Raw genomic sequence first — 15875 nt, forward strand, 5'->3', positions numbered from 1 at the left:
TTCAAACAAATGACGATACGTCCGGCGTTGGTTGGTTTTCGTATTTCAGATTGTGAACAAGAAGATCATCATCATCGGAGCGGGGCCGGGCGGATTGACGAGCGGCATGTTGTTGGCGCATCGTGGGTATGATGTGACGATCATCGAAAAGGCATCGGCGGTGGGGGGGCGTAATGCGGCGATTCGAGCGGGCGACTACGTGTTTGATACGGGGCCGACGTTTTTGCACCAGAAGTTCACGCTGGACGAGATTTTCGCGGAGACGGGGCGCAAGCCGGAGGACTACATGGAGTTTGTGAAGCTCGATCCGATGACGCGGCTTTCGTGGGGCGATGTGTCGTTGGAGACGAGTTTCGACCAGCGGACGATGGCTGAGAATATCGAGAAGTCGTTCCCTGGCGAGGCCACCAACTACAAGCGGTTCATGGCGGACCACCACGAGAAGTTGCGCGCGATCTTTCCTTGTTTGTTGCAGCCTTACCACCAGCTGAGCTCGTTTTTGAGCGGGCGTTTGCTCAAGGCATTGCCGTATGTGGCTACCAAGAAGTCGGTGATGGACGTGTTGGGCGAGTACTTTAATGACGAACGCTTGAAGCTGGCTTTCACGTTTCAGGCGAAGTACCTGGGGATGTCGCCTTGGAACTGTCCGGGGTTGTTTAGCATTTTGTCCTACATCGAATATGCCCATGGGATTTACCATGTGCAGGGTGGGCTTTCGAAGATCTCGGAGGGGATGTGTGAGGTGTTTCTCGAAGAGGGGGGCAAGTTGATGCTCGACTCCGAGGTGACGGAAATTGATTACCACGGGCGCAGGGCGGCGACGGTGCAATTGGCCGACGGGCGCAAGTTGGAGTGCGATGATTTGATTGTGAACGCGGACTACGCGCACGCGAGGTCTACGATTTTCGGATCACGCAATGTCGACCGCGAGAGCTTGCTGAAGAAGAAGTACTCGTGTTCGACCTTCATGTTGTACCTTGGGTTGGACAAACTCTATGCCGACGAGCCGCATCATCACGTGATGTTTGCCGACGACTACCATCAGAACCTGCGCGACATCCAAGGGGAGCGCGTGGTGTCGGATGACATGTCGATCTACGTGCGCAACTCAAGTGTGACGGATCCAACAGTGGCTCCTGAGGGGCATTCCCAGCTGTACATTCTGGTGCCGACGATCAATACGCGGAATGGTTACCCGTTGGAGGAGAACCTGCAGGCCTATCGTGACAAGGTGATCGACCGGATTATCGAGCGCACGGGGATGAAGGATTTGCGTGAGCACATTGTGGAAGAGCGCTGCATCACTCCGCAGGGGTGGGAGGATGCGAACATCTTCCTCGGCGCGACTTTCAACCTCGCACACACCTTGGATCAGATGTTGTATCTGCGTCCGCAGAACCGTCTCAAAGGTTTTGAGAATGTGTACTTGGTAGGAGGTGGAACGCATCCGGGCAGCGGCTTGCCGACGATTTACGAGAGCGCGCGGATTTCCTCGAACTTGATTTGTGAGAGTTACGGCAAGGTGCGTGAGCGGGTGGACTTTGCTTCGCAGATCCTGAATGGAGGAGGTGCCCAGTGAAGTGGCTGAGCCTGGCGTTGGTAATGGCTGCGCTGAGTGTCGTGTCTGTGCGGGCTGATGCCGATGCCAAATCAGCGCGCTTGTATTATGCTTGGCATCAGATGTGTCTGGTGGACGATACCGATGCGATTGACCGCCAGATTGCGAGATATGAGAAGAAGCTGAAGGCGGATGCGAACGACCATTTGGCCAAGGCGTACTTGGGCAGCGCGTGTGCGTTGCGCGCCAAGGCGAGCTTTTGGGGCCCTACCAAGCTGAAGTTTTTGCGTCGGGGGGAGAAGTTGATGAATGGCGCGGTGAATGCGGCGCCGAATGATGCCCGCGTACGGATGGTGCGGGCGATTGGGTTTTATAAGATACCCAAGCGTTTCGACAAACGGCCGACCTCGCTCAAGGACTTCGAGAAGTTGATCCCAGTGGCAACCGGTAAGAACAATGCGCTGGAGGTCAATGAACGGCAGGCCGTGCTCTACTACGCGTGGCTCGCGTTCAAGGAAGAAGGGCACGAGCAAGCGGCCGAGTTGAAGGCTGCGTGTCATCGGCTGGCGCCAAACTCAAAGTACGGCAAGCTCACCAAGTAACGGAGGATCTCATGTATCATCTGCACCGCGAACAATGGCTCGACTGCACGCTGGATGAGGCATGGTCGTTCTTTTCATCGCCGCGTAATCTGGATCGGCTGACACCTGATGCGGTAGGGTTCAAGATCACTCACCTCGAGAGTGATGTGATGCATCCCGGGCAGATCATTGCCTACAAAGTGAAGGTGGCGCCGATGGTGTGGGTGAATTGGGTAACGGAGATCACCCATGTGGAGAACGGGCGGATGTTTGTCGATGACCAGCGTGTGGGGCCTTACAAGTTGTGGCATCACACCCACCGCTTTGAGGAGAAAGACGGTGGGGTTTTAATGACGGACGATGTCTGCTACGAGATGCCTTTTGGTCCGTTGGGTGCTCTGGTGCACAAATTGTTTGTTCACGATCAGCTGCAGTACATTTTCGGTGAGCGGCGCCGTCTGTGTGCCGAGATTTTTTCCGGCGGTGAGGCTACTTCAGAAAGCGGCGAATCATTGGGAGCTTCTCCGCATACGGAGGAATGATCTCGAAAAGATCCTTGAGGAACGGGCGACGGACGACAGGGCGTTGGTAGGTGAAGGATTCCACCCCGAAGCGTCCGCGGTAACGTCCATGACCGCTGGCTCCGACACCACCGAAGGGAAGGTTCAGATTGCCACTTTGTTTCATGGTGTCGTTGATGCACACGCTTCCCGAGCGGATGGCGTGGGTCAGCTCGCGAGTGAACGATTTGTCGCTGGAGAAAAGATAGAGCGCGAGCGGGCTGGTGAATTTACGCAGGCGGGTGATGAGCTCGTTGCGGTTGCTGAATTTAACGATAGGCAGCACTGGTCCGAAGATTTCCTCGTTCAGCGCCGGGTCACTCCATTGGGCATCGGGTAGCAAACGCGGTGCGATGCGCAGGGCGTCAGCGTCATCGGATTCGAAGCAAACTTCGGTGCCGGTGATGAGCGATTGGATGCGGTCGTAGTGGCGGCGGTTGATAATGTGCGCCATCTCCTGATGCCATGGGGTGGTGCGGAGGAGCTCGGTCATGGCGGCCACCAGCTCAGCGTGTGCGTTTTCATGCACCGCGACGAAGTCTGGAGCGAAGCAGGTTTGGCCGCCGTTGAAGAACTTTCCAATCAGAATGCGGCGTGCGGTTTGCTCGATGTCGGTGTGCTCATCGACGACCACCGGGCACTTGCCACCAAGCTCCAGAATGCAGGGGGTGAGATGGGCGGCGGCTTGTTGGGCCACGATGCGGCCGACTTCCGTGCTGCCGGTGAAGAAGATGAAGTCGAAGGGTTGGGCAAGAAGCTCACGTGAGGTCGATGCGTCACCCGTGATGACTGTGGCGTGCGCTGGATCGAAGGTGTCGGCGATGAGTTTGGTGAGCAGTTGCTCCGATGGGGGGGCGAGCTCTGATGGTTTGAGGATGACCGTGTTGCCGGCGGCGATGGCGGAGATGAGTGGAGCGATCGATAGTTGGATCGGGTAGTTCCACGGAGCAATGATCAACGTGACTCCGAATGGATCGCGCTGGATGGAGGCGCGGGACGGGTGAAAGTGCAGCGGAGTGCGGGCCCGTCCGGGTTTGACCCACTTGGCGAGCTTGCGGGTGACGAGGCGGATCTCTTCGAGCAGGAAGTGGTACTCCGCGACGTGGGCTTCGAGTTCCGGTTTTCCTAGGTCCTGGTGCAATGCATCGATCAGCGCATCGCGGTTCGCGATGAGGTTTTTCTCCAACAAATTGAGCGCATTGATTCGCTGCTGCAGCGGCAAGGTGTTACCCGATTCGAAGTACGCCTTGTGCTGTGTAATCGACCGAATGATCTGGTCCTGTGATGTGTGTGAATCCATAACGCTAAGAGGGGCGTAGAACGGAAGCGTGATTGCGTTGGCTATCATGTCCCCGATGCCTCGAAAAAAGGAAGGAATGAAACGATGAAAAGAACGACAGTGTCAGTGATTGGTGCGGGGCTTGGAGGCTTGTCTGCTGCGATTTCCTTGAAAGCGGCAGGGTACGACGTGGCGGTCTATGAGAAGAACGCGCGGATTGGAGGGAAGCTCAACTTGCTGGAGAAGGACGAATATACATTTGATCTAGGGCCGTCGATTTTCACGTTGCCGCAGTTCTTCCGGGATTTGTTTGAGAGGGCGGGGCGCAACATGGACGACTATGTGCAGTTGGAGAAAGTCACGCCGCATTGGCGGAACTTTTTCGAGGACGGGTTCGTCTTCGACCTTTACGAAGAGGACGAGCGGATGCGTCAGGAGTTTACCTCCAAGCTCAATGGCAGCGGGGAGAAGGCGTGGCAGGAGTACCAGCGCTTTTTGGAGTACGCCCGCCAGCAGTACGACATCGTGGACGAAGGCTATTTCCGGCACGGATTGGACAACTTGTGGGAGTTCTTGAGGTATTACGGGCTGCGGCGCTTGGGTAAGGAGATCGACTACAAGCGCTCGATGGCGGAGTCGATTGCGGACTACTTCTCCGACCCGCGGATGCGGAGCATTTTCGAGTACTTTATCAAGTATGTGGGGTCGTCGGCTCTGGATGCTCCGGGATACATGAACCTGATGCCGGTGATCCAGGTGGACTACGGGCTTTGGTATGTGAAGGGGGGGATGTATGCGCTGGCCGAGGGGCTTGGAAAGCTGATGGAGGAGATGGAGATTCCGGTGCACCTCAATGCCGATGTGGCGAAGATCAACCGCGAAGGGAAAACGGTGACCGGCTTGACCTTGGTGGATGGCACGGTGGTGTCATCGGATCTGGTGGTGAGCAACATGGAGGTTGTCCCAACCTATGATCGCTTGCTCGGTGAGAGCCCGCGTTTCCTCAAGCGCTTGGAGAAGTTCGCTCCGGCGTGTTCCGGGATTGTGATCCATTTGGGGACCAACAAAGAGTTCCCGCAGTTGGCGCATCACAACTTTTTCTTCTCCAACAACCAGCACAAGCACTTCAAGACGGTGTTCCACGACGGGCGCTTGCCTGAGGATCCGACATTGTATGTCGTCGCTCCTACCCGCACCGATCCAAGCAAGGCACCTGAGGGTTGCGACAACATCAAGATCCTGCCACACATCCCGCCGATCGATCCGGAGAACCCAGTGAGCCACGCAGAGTACCTCGCGTTGCGTGATCGGGTGATCGACAAGATGGAGCGCAGTGGAATCACCGGGCTGCGCGACAGCGTGGTGACCGAGGATTTTCTCACGCCCGTCGATATCGAGCAAATGTACCGTTCCAACCGTGGGTCGATCTACGGAGTGGTCTCTGATTGGAAGAAGAACCATGGGTTCAAGGCACCGAAGACCAGCCGCAAGTACCGCAATTTGTACTTCTGCGGCGGGAGCACCAACCCGGGCGGTGGAATGCCGATGGTCGTGCTTTCCGGGCAAAAAGTAGCCGACCGCATCATCGCAAAGCATCCAGCTTCATGCTGATCCTACTTCCCATCCTGGCGATCATCTGTGCACCTGCTTTGTGGCTGGTGCTGGGACGACCACGCTTTTTGGCGAAGGTTGGCAGTGACGAAGAGGCGACGATCAAAGTGTCGGTCGTCATTCCCGCGCGGGATGAGGAGATCAATATCGGGGCATTGTTGGATAGCCTGAACGCGCAAACCCGGCCGGCGCATGAAGTGATCGTTGTCGATGACGGTTCCAGCGACCGGACGGCTGAGATCGCCCGTGAAAAGGGGGCGAGGGTGATCAGTGGAAAGGAGTTGCCAGATGGCTGGAATGGCAAGCCTTGGGCCTGCACTCAGGGAGCGGAGGCTGCTACGGGAGATTGGTATTTGTTTCTCGATGCGGACACGCGGCTGGCGCCGGACGCTTTGTCGAAGTTGGTCGGTGCTGCTTGGCGCAATGGAGGTGCTGTGTCTGTCTGTCCGCACCATCAGGTGGAGCAGCCGTACGAGGAGTTGTCCGTGTTTTTCAACGTGATGATGCTGGCGGGGGTGAACGCATTTGGGTTTTGTGAAGAGGAGGCGTGTGCGTTGTTCGGCCAGTGCTTGTTAATTTCGGCGGAGGATTATGAGTTGGTGGGGGGGCACGAGTCGGTGAAGGGGAAAGTGTTGGAGAACTTTTATCTGGCGGACCAGTTGAGCCGTTGTGGTGTGGCGCGTGAGTGTTATGTCGGGCTTCGGGCGGTGTGGATGAGGATGTTTCCTGAAGGGTTCGACCAGCTGTACTCAAGCTGGATGAAAGGGTTTGCTGCTGGAGCCGGGCATGCGGCGGCGCGTGCGATTGTATTTTCTTCGATCTGGCTGACTGGTGCGATGCTGGCAATGGTCGGGCTTTTCATTGCGCCGTTCGTCGGGGTGACATGCGCGGCGCTTTGTGTGACGACCTATCTACTCTATGTCGGGCAATGTTTGTGGGTCTTCCGGTTGGCAGGATCATTCTCGCAGTGGAATGCGTGGCTGTTCCCGATCAGTCTGCTTTTCTATCAGTGGACGTTTTTCTCTGCACTGAGGGCGCACAAGCAGGGGCGGAAGGTGAAGTGGAAAGGTAGGGAGGTCGGTTGATGATCGATCTCCCCTTGTGGTTGGTGGCGGTGATCAACTGCGTCGGGATCCCGCTGGTGCATTTGTTTTTTGCGTGGTCGGCGTTGGGACGTCCGGCGGATGCATTTGATCCGGAATCCCCGTGGTACCGCGAGCGGAAGTGGGAGGCGGGAGGTGCTTTCTATCAACGCTGGTTTCGGGTGCGTTCGTGGAAATCCAAGCTTCCTGACGGGGCGGCATGGTTCAAAGGCATGGGCAAGGCCAAGTTGGAGTCGACCGATTCGGATTATCTTCAAGCGTTCCTCGTGGAGACGTGCCGCGGCGAGTGGTCGCATTGGCTGCAATTGTTTGTGATCAGTGGGTTCGTTGTGTGGAACCCATGGCCGGCGAACCTGGTGATCGTGATCTACGCGGCGGTCTCCAACTTGCCCTGCATCATCAATCTACGCCACGTGCGGGTGCGGATGCGGCGGGTGGGGCGGCGGTCAGCCAATCGCGGGTGATTCACGCTTTGCTGCGGGGATCACGATGCGACGATCAGGGTGGATCTATGTTGGCGTGTTCTGAATGTTACTGACCTAAGGCATACCGCCGTGTCGGGAGCGGCCGACGGGTGGGTGCTGCGCCTTGGCAGTATCGTCGGCTTGGCCGGGGTTGCTTCGGGGCGGGATATCCCAGGGTGAGGTCGCCTGAGGCTCCCGTCACCCCGGGCTGGTTCGCGGCACCCCTCCGGGGAGGAATTAGCGATGCGGGACTTTGTTCAGTGTCACTCTTTGGTGTCGTCGCTTGCTGGCGGGTCTCCCTGGGTGACCTTTGGCTCGATGTCGATTGGCGGCTTGGCGCTGCGCGAGGATTTCTCCATGTCGGTGATGGTCGGGTCATCGTCGTCGTCGCCGGAGGTCGGGACGAGGTTGATGTCGACTTTGACGGGCACTGCGCGCAGTCCTTCGATGAGGGCTTTGAGTTGGGCCAGGGTTTCGCGTTCCAGTGTTTGCGGGCTGGACTTGGCGGCGGCGGCCTGGGCGATCCCGAGCTGGATGGCGTTGAGTCCGTCGTTGAACTCACTCATTTGAGCGACCACGCGGGCGACGGGGTCGTTTTCTCCGCCGGCTCCGAGGAGTTTGTTTTTGTTAAAGCCCTTTTTGATTTCGGCCCAGCGGGCGGCCTGGGTTTCCGTCAGCATGTTTTCCATCTCGCGGAACTTGAGCATGTTGGACTCGGCGCCGGTGGTGAGTGTTTGGCTTTCGTTTTCGTAGTGGTCGGTGATGAGTCCTACGACCTCCTCGTCGGTCATGAGCGGCAGCACTTTTTCGGCGATGCGGTTCATGTTTCGGTATGAGCCCTGGAGTTTGAAGGCGGGTTCCGTGCGGTAGGCGTCTTCCTGAGCCGCGCTGCGGATGTACTCGAGGTTTACGCGGAGGATGGAATCGCGAACGCGGGAGAGGTGTTGGACGACGCGTACCATTTCGTCGATTTCGGCGGGCGTGTAATTGCCTTCGAAATCGATGCCTTCCTGGCTTCCGGTGTCGGCGATGCGCATGATGGCGTAAACGTCTTTCTGCGACCGGCTGGAGAGCTTGTTGAGGATTGGGTTCGAGGTCAGTGCGTTCTCGATGTAGGACGCTTTGAAGTCATTGGCGTGGCCGCCGATGATGTCGCCGAGGTTGTAGGTATCGGCGCGGTTGGCGAGCATGTCCGGGATTTGGAACTTGCCGCCGGTTTCGGTGTATGGATTGCCGGCCATGACGACGGCGACCTTCTTGCCGCGGAGGTCGTAGGTGCGCGCCTTGCCTTGGTAGACACCCTCGATTTTGCGTTGGGCGTCACAGAGTGAGATGAACTTCTGCAGGAACTCCGAGTGGGTGTGCTGGATGTCATCGAGGTAGATCATCACGTTGTCACCCATCTCTAGTGCCAAGTTGAGTTTGATGACCTCCTCACGGGCAGCGGCATTCGGAGCTTCGGCAGGGTCGAGCGAGACGACATTGTGGCCGAGCGCCGGGCCGTTGATCTTCATGAAGGTCAAGCCCAGGCGGTTGGCGACGTATTCCATCAGTGTGGTTTTGCCGTATCCCGGAGGCGAGATCAGCAGTAACAGCCCCATGCGATCGGTACGGGTGTCCTTGCCGGCGGTGCCGAGTTGTTTGGCGAGGTTGTCGCCGACAATTGGCAGGAAGACATTGTTGAGCAGTTTGTTGCGGACGAACGCGCTCATCACCTTTGGTTCGAACTCGGAGAGCCTCATCTCCTCGCGCTTTTCCTCCACCAGTCGTTGTTTGAGTTCCTGATAGGCTTGGAAGGTCGGGACGCCTACGCGCTCGAAGTTCTCCATCCGGTCGCGGAACGCATTGTAGTCCAGCTGATAGGCCCCTGCGTTCACGACGTCGTGGTCACCAATCAGTCCGTCGATTTGAACTCTGGTACGGACTTGGTGGATGTCGCGCAGGTCGAATCCGCCACGGGTCAAATGGGCTGCGGCCTCGGCGATCACTGCAGCGGGGATTTCGGCGTCGTCTTGTGAGCGGGCGAAACCGGCAAGCCAGTCCTTGAGCGTGGTGAAGCGGTCCAGAGGGAGCTCAATGTCCTGCAGGCTTTCGTCAAAGCTGGCCTCAGCGTGTTTGACGACCAGTTGGTGTTTGAACTTTTTGACCAACTCGGCGGCGTCGGGGGAGACGATGAAGTGCTCGTTGCGAGCGAGCTCCTCGAACAAGTAAAGCGCTGCGGAATCCGGGCGTGCGGTGTGGAATGCACGCGTGCCAGTCCACTCCGAGATCGCGGATTCAAGAGGTCCGACCAGGGTGTGGCGTTCACTGGAGTTGTCACCGAAGATCTCGCGGCGTTTTGCGTAGGCTTGGATTTGGCGGGCGAGTGTGGATTTCTCATCGCCGTGCCAGCTGAGCCAGAAAACCTGGGCGAGTGCACGGGTTTCCGGGCTGAAGCGAAGCAGCCCGATCTTGCCGTGGATAGGGATGATGGCCTCCAGCAATTTGTGGGCATCGAGATCATGCACGCCCTTGGTGTAGTTCTCCGCGTAGCGTGGCTGCATGAACTTTTGAACCGCAGGCAGCAAGCCGTTGGCGAGCAACTCCTCCAGCTCGTCCATGCGGTGGTTTTTGAGAAATTCCCACGCCAGAAACTCGGCGCGGTAGACTTCGTCGTTCTCTGAAACGACTTCCTGTTGCCAGACATCGCGGGTGGCGAGGAATGCCTCATCGCGGATCGGCTCGAAGAAGTCGGTGCCTGCCAGGTGGAAGCACATTTCCTCGTCCTGCGGGACAATGGTCAGCTGCAGCGGCTGGGTGTTGACGTTGAACTGATGCTTGCCAAAGCGCAGCACGTTGGTGCCATCGACGAAGAGCTCATTGCGGTCCTTGAGCGCGCGCACCGCATCCTCGCGGATGGTCTTGAGGCGGGTCTGGATGTCGTCGGCTTTGACACTGTCGCCGAGCTCGGTGAGCTGGGTGATGATGTCGCGGACCTTTTCGATCATCAAGTCATCGGCGAAGTAGCCGTTGATCTCGTTGATCTCTTTGAAATTGGAGATCCGGTTGTCGATACCGGCGAGCACCCGTTGCGCGGACTTGACCAGTGTGTTGACGCGTTTGTTTCTGGTTTCGAGGAGCTGCTGTTTTCGTCCCTCGAACGCATTGTAGACTTCCTCGCGTTTGGCGGAGAGTTCCTCGACGTAGTCGTCGAACTCGGAGAAGCGTCCTTCGAGTTCTTCGATCTGGACCATGACCTTGGTCAGGTACTCTTCGGTCTTTTCGGGAGTGTCGCAGAGATCGAGGTAGTTGACGACGGCTTGCCCGAGAAGCTTGAGTTGAGCGCCGAACTGCGCCACCGCTTCGCCCTGGGCGAGCGACTTGCGCTTGTTCTTCAGTTCGGCTTTGGCCCCATTGAGAACGCTGTAGATGTCCGAGATGCTCTCGATGATCGTGGTCGTCTGGGTGGAATCCTCGATCTTGAGGTTCGATACGACGTCGATGAGCATTTCGAGTTCCTGCCCGGTGGCGCTGATCGCTTCGCCGAGCTCCTCGGCTTCGGTCACCTTGCCGAGTTGCTCCAAGACCTTGCGATGCTCGTCGACTTGGGCTCGGTAGGGATCGAGAGCTTCGGGTTGGAGCAGGAATGCGACGGTCTTTTCGGAAACCGAGTCGGCGGTCGTAGCGATGGATTCCTCCAAGCCATCCACGCGCTCCAGATCCATGTAGCGCATCTCGCGCAGGCCGATGACTTCTCCGCGAAGTGCGCGCAGGCCCGCGAGTTGGCGGACAAACCCGAGGATGTCATCCGGCGGTGAATTTTCCGCGGCCCGGACTTGTTTGCCCGTGCGCTCGGTGAGGTCTTCGATCCGTTCTGCCGCGCTGTTGCGCAGTCGTTGGACTTTGTCGAATTCGGAAATAGCCGATTCCGCGGCTTGTTTGATGCCGGCGATTGGTTTGGCCAGGGCACCCGCTTCTTCCTGTTCGATCCAGAAATAGCTGTCGAGCAAGTCGCCGGAGAGCTTTGCCAGATCGATGTAGAGTCCGGCGTAGTTGTCGTCCTTGTGCAGCAGGGTGATCAGCTCACGGCATTCAGCCATGGCTCGGACGAGCTCGGCGTTGCCGATTTTGAAAAGATAGCTGTCCTGGGACTGCTGTTGGGAGATGACGGCGTCGTCCGAGAGGATCGGCGTTTGCCAGACCTGGATGACGTGGTGTTTTTGTGCTTCGAGCTCTGTTTTGAAATAGAGCAGCTCACCGTTATCGAAGATGGAGTAACCATTGCAAACCACAGGCGGCTGCACATTGCGCTCAATCAGGTTGTAGTTGAGCAGGACGTAGTCGCCGGAGGTTCGGTTGTAGAAGGCGTATAAGGTGTCCTCGCCGTTTGCGGAGCTGATTTTGCGCTCGAAGCGCATGTGCTCCAGCCCGTGGTCGAAGGTTTTGAGCTCGCCGCTCAGGAGATAGTAGCCATTGGCGAAGATGATGCCGTGGTCGTCGGGGAGCAGTACACAGGATTCGCCGATGGCGTCGATGCGGTTCACCGATTGTGTCTTCTCGTTAAAAACGAGGTAGCGAACCTTTTCTTCGCGGTAGGGGAGGATCTTGAGAAGGATCAGCGGCCCGACGATGGCGTACTCGATTTCCGCGTCGTCCAAGGTTTGATCGTGATCCTCGACGGGTTCTTGATAGATACCCAGCCCATCGGTGGTGTTGTCTTCGACTTTGATCGTGAGGTCACCGCCGACGGTTTCGACGAAGACGCGGTCCTCGATGCTGAGGTGAGGGTGTTCGCCGGGGCGCTGCATGTCGCGCGTTGCGCGTTGCCAGGTGAACTCGTGTTGGTCGGGGAAAGTGTATTCGTGATCCGAGCGGTTGCCCTGATATTCCAGAGTACCGTCACTCTTGATCAGGAATTTGAAGGTCTTGATGTCGTCGATGCTCTTGCCGACTCGAAGCGCCAGATAGAGAACCGGCCCCTTTCGCATGAACTTGGCGAAAACGGTCTCACGGTAATATTTGTAGAGGTAGGCGAAGTCCTCGCGGAACGAGCGGCTGTCGATGACCTCATCCAAGCTGAGCTTGTGGAAGGTATGGTCGCTGGGCTCGTAGCGGTAGGCGTCGAAAACGTCTTCGGGGTCGGTCGTTTGTTTGAGGCCGAACTGAATGTTGTAGCCGAAGAAGAAGCGGTTGTTGCCGATCGAGATCATGTCCCGCGGCGTGCAGTTGTGCTCGGTGGTGATCCGCTCGGTGGAAACGAGCGCGCTCTCTACGGCGCCGAAGATGTCCTTGCGTTGTGTGTTGAGCGCATCGAGCCGCTGGCCCAGATCCTCGGACTGGGTGAGCAAGCGTGCGCGGATCACTTCGTAGGCGCCGCCTTCGAGTTGTTTGGAGTCTTCGGACATGGAGAGTAATGGGCGTATCGCAGGGGGGCGCGCTGGTGCTCAGCGGCCAGATCTGATGTGCCGTGCGGAATGGACGGGCATCAGGTGGTTTCTGCGCATCGGCGGCATCGCATGCTCGGCCGATTGGTCTGGTCTGCTAGCCCGGGGTGAAGTCGCATCATGCGCTTTTCACCCCAGGCTGATTTCTGTCGCCATTAAGGCATGTGCAGCCTGTGAATCCAGTTCGGAAAAACAGGGCGGCCTATTCTCAAATGGGGAACAGGTCTCGGTTATCAGTTCATCAGTGAGCTGACCTTTTGGTCGGCCAGGCCGAAGCGCTTGGCAGAACCAAGCAGGCCAATGATCTTGTCGCGGGTTTCCCCTTCGGCTTGTGGGATCATTTTGCCCAACACACCGGCGATGCTGAGGTTCTTGAGGTCCTCGCTTTCGATGCCGAAGTCGTCGATCCACTGGCTGAGCTGGCTCTTGAAGTAGTCAGGGTCGCCATTGAAGAACGTCTCTTTGATGTCCGAGATGGTGTAGGAGTTGTCGACGATGCGGTCGACCACCTTGCCCTGGGTAACAGCGTTGGTGATACGGTCGAAGAACTGAGTCTCGCCACCGACGATATCGATCTTGGCTTGTTTGAGCGCTTCGCCCACGACGATGGCCTGTTGTTCGGCAATCTGGCGCTGGACGTCGATCTGAGCCAGGTCGATGGCCTTTTCCTTCTCCAGCTTGAGCTTGAACTCTTCGTGCTCCTGACCGGCTTCTTCGAAGAGCTTCATCGCTGCAGCCTTTTGCTCGATGCCCTTGGCTTCCGCTTCGAACTTCAGCGCATCGACTTCGGCTTGGGCGGCGCCTTCCTTCTGCAGGGCGTCGGCTCCTGCGAGCTTCACCTCGACGAGACCGAGGCCTTCGGCGGCAGTTTCCTTGGCGACGGCTTCGGCGAGCATCTTCTTGGCGTTGGCCTCTTTCTCGCTGGCGGTGAGTTCGGCCTCGGCGAGGATAATGCGTTCCTCCGACTGCAGTTCGCTGGCAGCCTTGCTGGCGGATGCTGCTTTTTCGACCATGTAGGCCTCTTCGTCGGCCTTGAGCTGGGCGGCCTGGCGGCGTGCTTCGGCTTCCTTGACCTGGGTGATGAGCTTTTCCTGAGCCTCGGCTTCGGCCAAAGTGACTTTGACCTGCTTCTCACGGTCGGCACCGGCAAATGCTTCGGTGTCTTTGATCTTTTCCTGCTCGATGACCACGGTCTTTTCGAGGGCCACGCGGTCTTTGATGACTTCTTGAATGTTCTTCTTCTCGACCTCGACGGCTTTCTCCTTCTCGATCGCCTTCAGTTCGGTCACGCGCATGCGCTCGATCTCTTCGAGTTGGCGTTCGCGTTCGACGCGTTCCAGTTCCACTCCATCGGTACGTTCCTTGTTGCGCAGGGCGACGAGGATCTGGCGCTGTTTGTTTTCCTCGGCGATCTGGATTTCCTCTTCGGCGCGGATGCGGGCGTTTTCGGCCTTCTGGCGTTCCTCTTCGCGGACGCGGGCGGTTTCGGCCTCTTCGCGGTACTGGACGATCTCGACTTCGCGCTTTTGTTTGGCTTCGGTTTCTGCCAGTTGACGCTCCAGTTCGAGGATGGCCTCGCGGGCTTCGACGTCTTGCTGGGTAATGACCTTTTCCTTATCCCTCTGGATGTTGTTGGCGAGCTTTGCCTGTGCGGCGGTGAGGTCGGTGATTTTCTTGATGCCTTCGGCGTCGAGAATGTTATTGGCGTCGAGTGCTTCGAGCGGGGTTTGCTCGAGGTAATCGATTGCGGCGTCGTCGAGGATAAAGCCGTTCAGGTCTTTGCCGATGACCTGAAGGATGTCGTCGCGGAAGGTATCGCGTTCTTCGTAGAGTTCGACGAAATCGAAGCGCTTACCGACGGTCTTCAGGGCTTCAGAGAACTTGGCGTCGAAGAGCGCACGGATTTCCTCTTCGGATGAGGCGCGGTCACAGCCGATGGATTCGGCAACCCGCAGCACGTCTTCCATGACGTTGTTCACGCGGACGAAGAACACGACCTTGATATCGGCACGCATGTTGTCCTTACAGATCAGGCCGTTCTTGCCTGTTCGGTCGATCTCGATGCGTTTGACCGAGATGTCCATTGGGTCGGCTCGGTTGAGCAAAGGGATCACCAAGCCGCCATTGAAGATGACCTTGGTTTTTGGGAAGCCGGTGACTACCAATGCGGTGCCCTTTTCCACCTTGCGGTAGAACGACGTGAAAATGTAGAGCAGGGCGAATACGGAGGCCGCCGAGATGGCGATGGTGACCAGGAGCGCCGCGGTGCCGGTCAATCCCAGGAGGGCGAGGGTGGACAGAGTCATGGGTGTGTTTGTGTTTAGTTGGGTGGGTTCTGGATGGGGTGGACCGTGTACAGTCCGGATTGTTGGTCGTAGGAGACGACTTTGATCGTCTCGCCGCGTGGGATCTCGCCCTCGGGGCAAATGCAATTGATGCTGGCCGGTGCGCCTTCCTTGCGGGCGACTTCGGCTTGTCCGTAGGCGGCATCGACCTTGCGGCTGATGACGACACCGGTTTGTCCCAGGATGGGTTCGACGATTTCCGATTCTCTGAGTTTGCGGAAAAATGGAGCCAGCGGCCAGGTGATGAGTTTGGCGGCTGGGATTGCGATCAGAGACGAGATCCCCAGAATGATCCATCCTGTGCGGTTGTCTGCTTCGGGGTTGAAGAGATCGTTGCCAGTGATGGAGAAGAACCAAGTGCAAATGGCCAGGAACGTGGCGATGCCGGTCAATGGAACCGAACCGCCGTTGAGGAACTTAATGATCCCACTCAATGGACCCAGGCTGGCCAGGTTCGTGCCGCCGTCGGCATCCATGTCGATATCGACGTCCAGCGCATCCAAGCCCACCCCGAAGAACGAGACGATCCAGTAGAGCAGGATCATGCCCAGAAAGACCGAGATCGCCAGATTGTAGGGCTGTGAGAGATGGTGGAGGAACTCTTGCATGAACGTCGCGATTCGGGAACCAAAGCGTATAGGCTCCCATCTGTGTTAGGGCGACGTTTTCTTCACCGATATGCGTATTTTGTGCAAGGAAATTGAGGTGTTAGGCGGGAGTTGGAGGGGATTCGCGATGTTGTCCTGATGCGATCAAAAGAGGGAAGCGGGGCGGATGGTGCGGGCAAAGAATGAACATCTAGGCAAGACCTAAAGAGGGAGGCTGGTTAAAAGGTGATTAGTTGGTGTTATATTGTTGTATTGTTTGGGCATTTTTATGTTATGCCCGGATGTGTTCCGCTTTGTGTTCTCCGGGCGTGGGTGCGGGTGGGGCATTAGCGCTTCTTTGAGT

Annotated in this window: 10 protein-coding genes; 6 read left to right on the forward strand and 4 right to left on the reverse strand. The window is 57.5% G+C overall.

Going from position 1 to position 15875, the window contains the following annotated elements; all coding sequences use genetic code 11:
- Positions 1 to 31 precede the first annotated feature (31 nt).
- From G3M56_RS05535 to G3M56_RS05545, 3 genes are read left to right on the forward strand one after another with little or no spacing between them, the layout of a single operon-like run.
- Complete coding sequence (locus tag G3M56_RS05535; protein ID WP_327786999.1) at positions 32 to 1579, forward strand: phytoene desaturase family protein; 1548 nt, start codon at positions 32 to 34, stop codon at positions 1577 to 1579.
- Entirely contained in the window at positions 1576 to 2160 is a 585-nt protein-coding gene (locus G3M56_RS05540; RefSeq protein WP_164362672.1) for a hypothetical protein, read from the forward strand. The genes G3M56_RS05535 and G3M56_RS05540 overlap by 4 nt, the downstream gene beginning before the upstream one ends.
- Before the next feature lie 11 nt (positions 2161 to 2171).
- Positions 2172 to 2681 carry an SRPBCC family protein gene (locus tag G3M56_RS05545; protein ID WP_235203605.1) on the forward strand — a complete coding sequence of 170 codons (510 nt, stop codon included), beginning with the start codon at positions 2172 to 2174 and terminating at the stop codon, positions 2679 to 2681.
- On the opposite strand, the gene G3M56_RS05550 is transcribed toward G3M56_RS05545, so the two are convergent.
- Entirely contained in the window at positions 2629 to 3999 is a 1371-nt protein-coding gene (locus G3M56_RS05550; protein ID WP_164362675.1) for an aldehyde dehydrogenase family protein, read from the reverse strand. The genes G3M56_RS05545 and G3M56_RS05550 overlap by 53 nt on opposite strands.
- An 84-nt stretch (positions 4000 to 4083) precedes the next feature.
- On the opposite strand from G3M56_RS05550, the gene G3M56_RS05555 reads away from it, so the two are divergent.
- The 3 genes from G3M56_RS05555 to G3M56_RS05565 are packed head-to-tail and all read left to right on the forward strand — an operon-like array spanning position 4084 to position 7156.
- A complete protein-coding gene (locus G3M56_RS05555) occupies positions 4084 to 5589 on the forward strand; it encodes a phytoene desaturase family protein (RefSeq protein WP_164362677.1) in 1506 nt (501 codons plus the stop codon).
- Entirely contained in the window at positions 5583 to 6674 is a 1092-nt protein-coding gene (locus G3M56_RS05560; protein ID WP_164362680.1) for a glycosyltransferase family 2 protein, read from the forward strand. The genes G3M56_RS05555 and G3M56_RS05560 overlap by 7 nt, the downstream gene beginning before the upstream one ends.
- Positions 6674 to 7156, forward strand: a complete 483-nt coding sequence (locus tag G3M56_RS05565) for a glycosyl-4,4'-diaponeurosporenoate acyltransferase CrtO family protein (RefSeq protein WP_164362682.1) — start codon at positions 6674 to 6676, stop codon at positions 7154 to 7156. The genes G3M56_RS05560 and G3M56_RS05565 overlap by 1 nt, the downstream gene beginning before the upstream one ends.
- A gap of 263 nt (positions 7157 to 7419) precedes the next feature.
- Here G3M56_RS05565 and G3M56_RS05570 read toward each other — a convergent pair whose 3' ends face one another.
- The 3 genes from G3M56_RS05570 to G3M56_RS05580 form a co-directional block, all read right to left on the reverse strand.
- Positions 7420 to 12540 carry a DNA repair ATPase gene (locus G3M56_RS05570; protein WP_164362684.1) on the reverse strand — a complete coding sequence of 1707 codons (5121 nt, stop codon included), beginning with the start codon at positions 12538 to 12540 and terminating at the stop codon, positions 7420 to 7422.
- Between the two features lie 272 nt (positions 12541 to 12812).
- Entirely contained in the window at positions 12813 to 14885 is a 2073-nt protein-coding gene (locus tag G3M56_RS05575) for a flotillin family protein (protein WP_235203607.1), read from the reverse strand.
- Between the two features lie 14 nt (positions 14886 to 14899).
- The gene (locus G3M56_RS05580; protein ID WP_164362686.1) at positions 14900 to 15532 is read right to left on the reverse strand and encodes an OB-fold-containig protein; all 633 of its coding nucleotides are present in this window, start codon (positions 15530 to 15532) and stop codon (positions 14900 to 14902) included.
- Between the last annotated feature and the right edge of the window lie 343 nt (positions 15533 to 15875).

This window comes from Sulfuriroseicoccus oceanibius (assembly GCF_010681825.2).
GTDB lineage: Bacteria > Verrucomicrobiota > Verrucomicrobiia > Verrucomicrobiales > SLCJ01 > Sulfuriroseicoccus > Sulfuriroseicoccus oceanibius.

What these genes read in the sequence shown, in the direction of transcription:
- G3M56_RS05545 (WP_235203605.1), top strand. Translation starts at nt 2,172, where the DNA reads ATGTATCATCTGCACCGCGAACAATGGCTCGACTGCACGCTGGATGAG.
- G3M56_RS05560 (WP_164362680.1), top strand. Translation starts at nt 5,583, where the DNA reads ATGCTGATCCTACTTCCCATCCTGGCGATCATCTGTGCACCTGCTTTG.
- G3M56_RS05565 (WP_164362682.1), top strand. Translation starts at nt 6,674, where the DNA reads ATGATCGATCTCCCCTTGTGGTTGGTGGCGGTGATCAACTGCGTCGGG.
- G3M56_RS05550 (WP_164362675.1), bottom strand. Translation starts at nt 3,999, where the DNA reads ATGGATTCACACACATCACAGGACCAGATCATTCGGTCGATTACACAG.
- G3M56_RS05575 (WP_235203607.1), bottom strand. Translation starts at nt 14,885, where the DNA reads ATGACTCTGTCCACCCTCGCCCTCCTGGGATTGACCGGCACCGCGGCG.
- G3M56_RS05580 (WP_164362686.1), bottom strand. Translation starts at nt 15,532, where the DNA reads ATGCAAGAGTTCCTCCACCATCTCTCACAGCCCTACAATCTGGCGATC.
- G3M56_RS05555 (WP_164362677.1), top strand. Translation starts at nt 4,084, where the DNA reads ATGAAAAGAACGACAGTGTCAGTGATTGGTGCGGGGCTTGGAGGCTTG.
- G3M56_RS05570 (WP_164362684.1), bottom strand. Translation starts at nt 12,540, where the DNA reads ATGTCCGAAGACTCCAAACAACTCGAAGGCGGCGCCTACGAAGTGATC.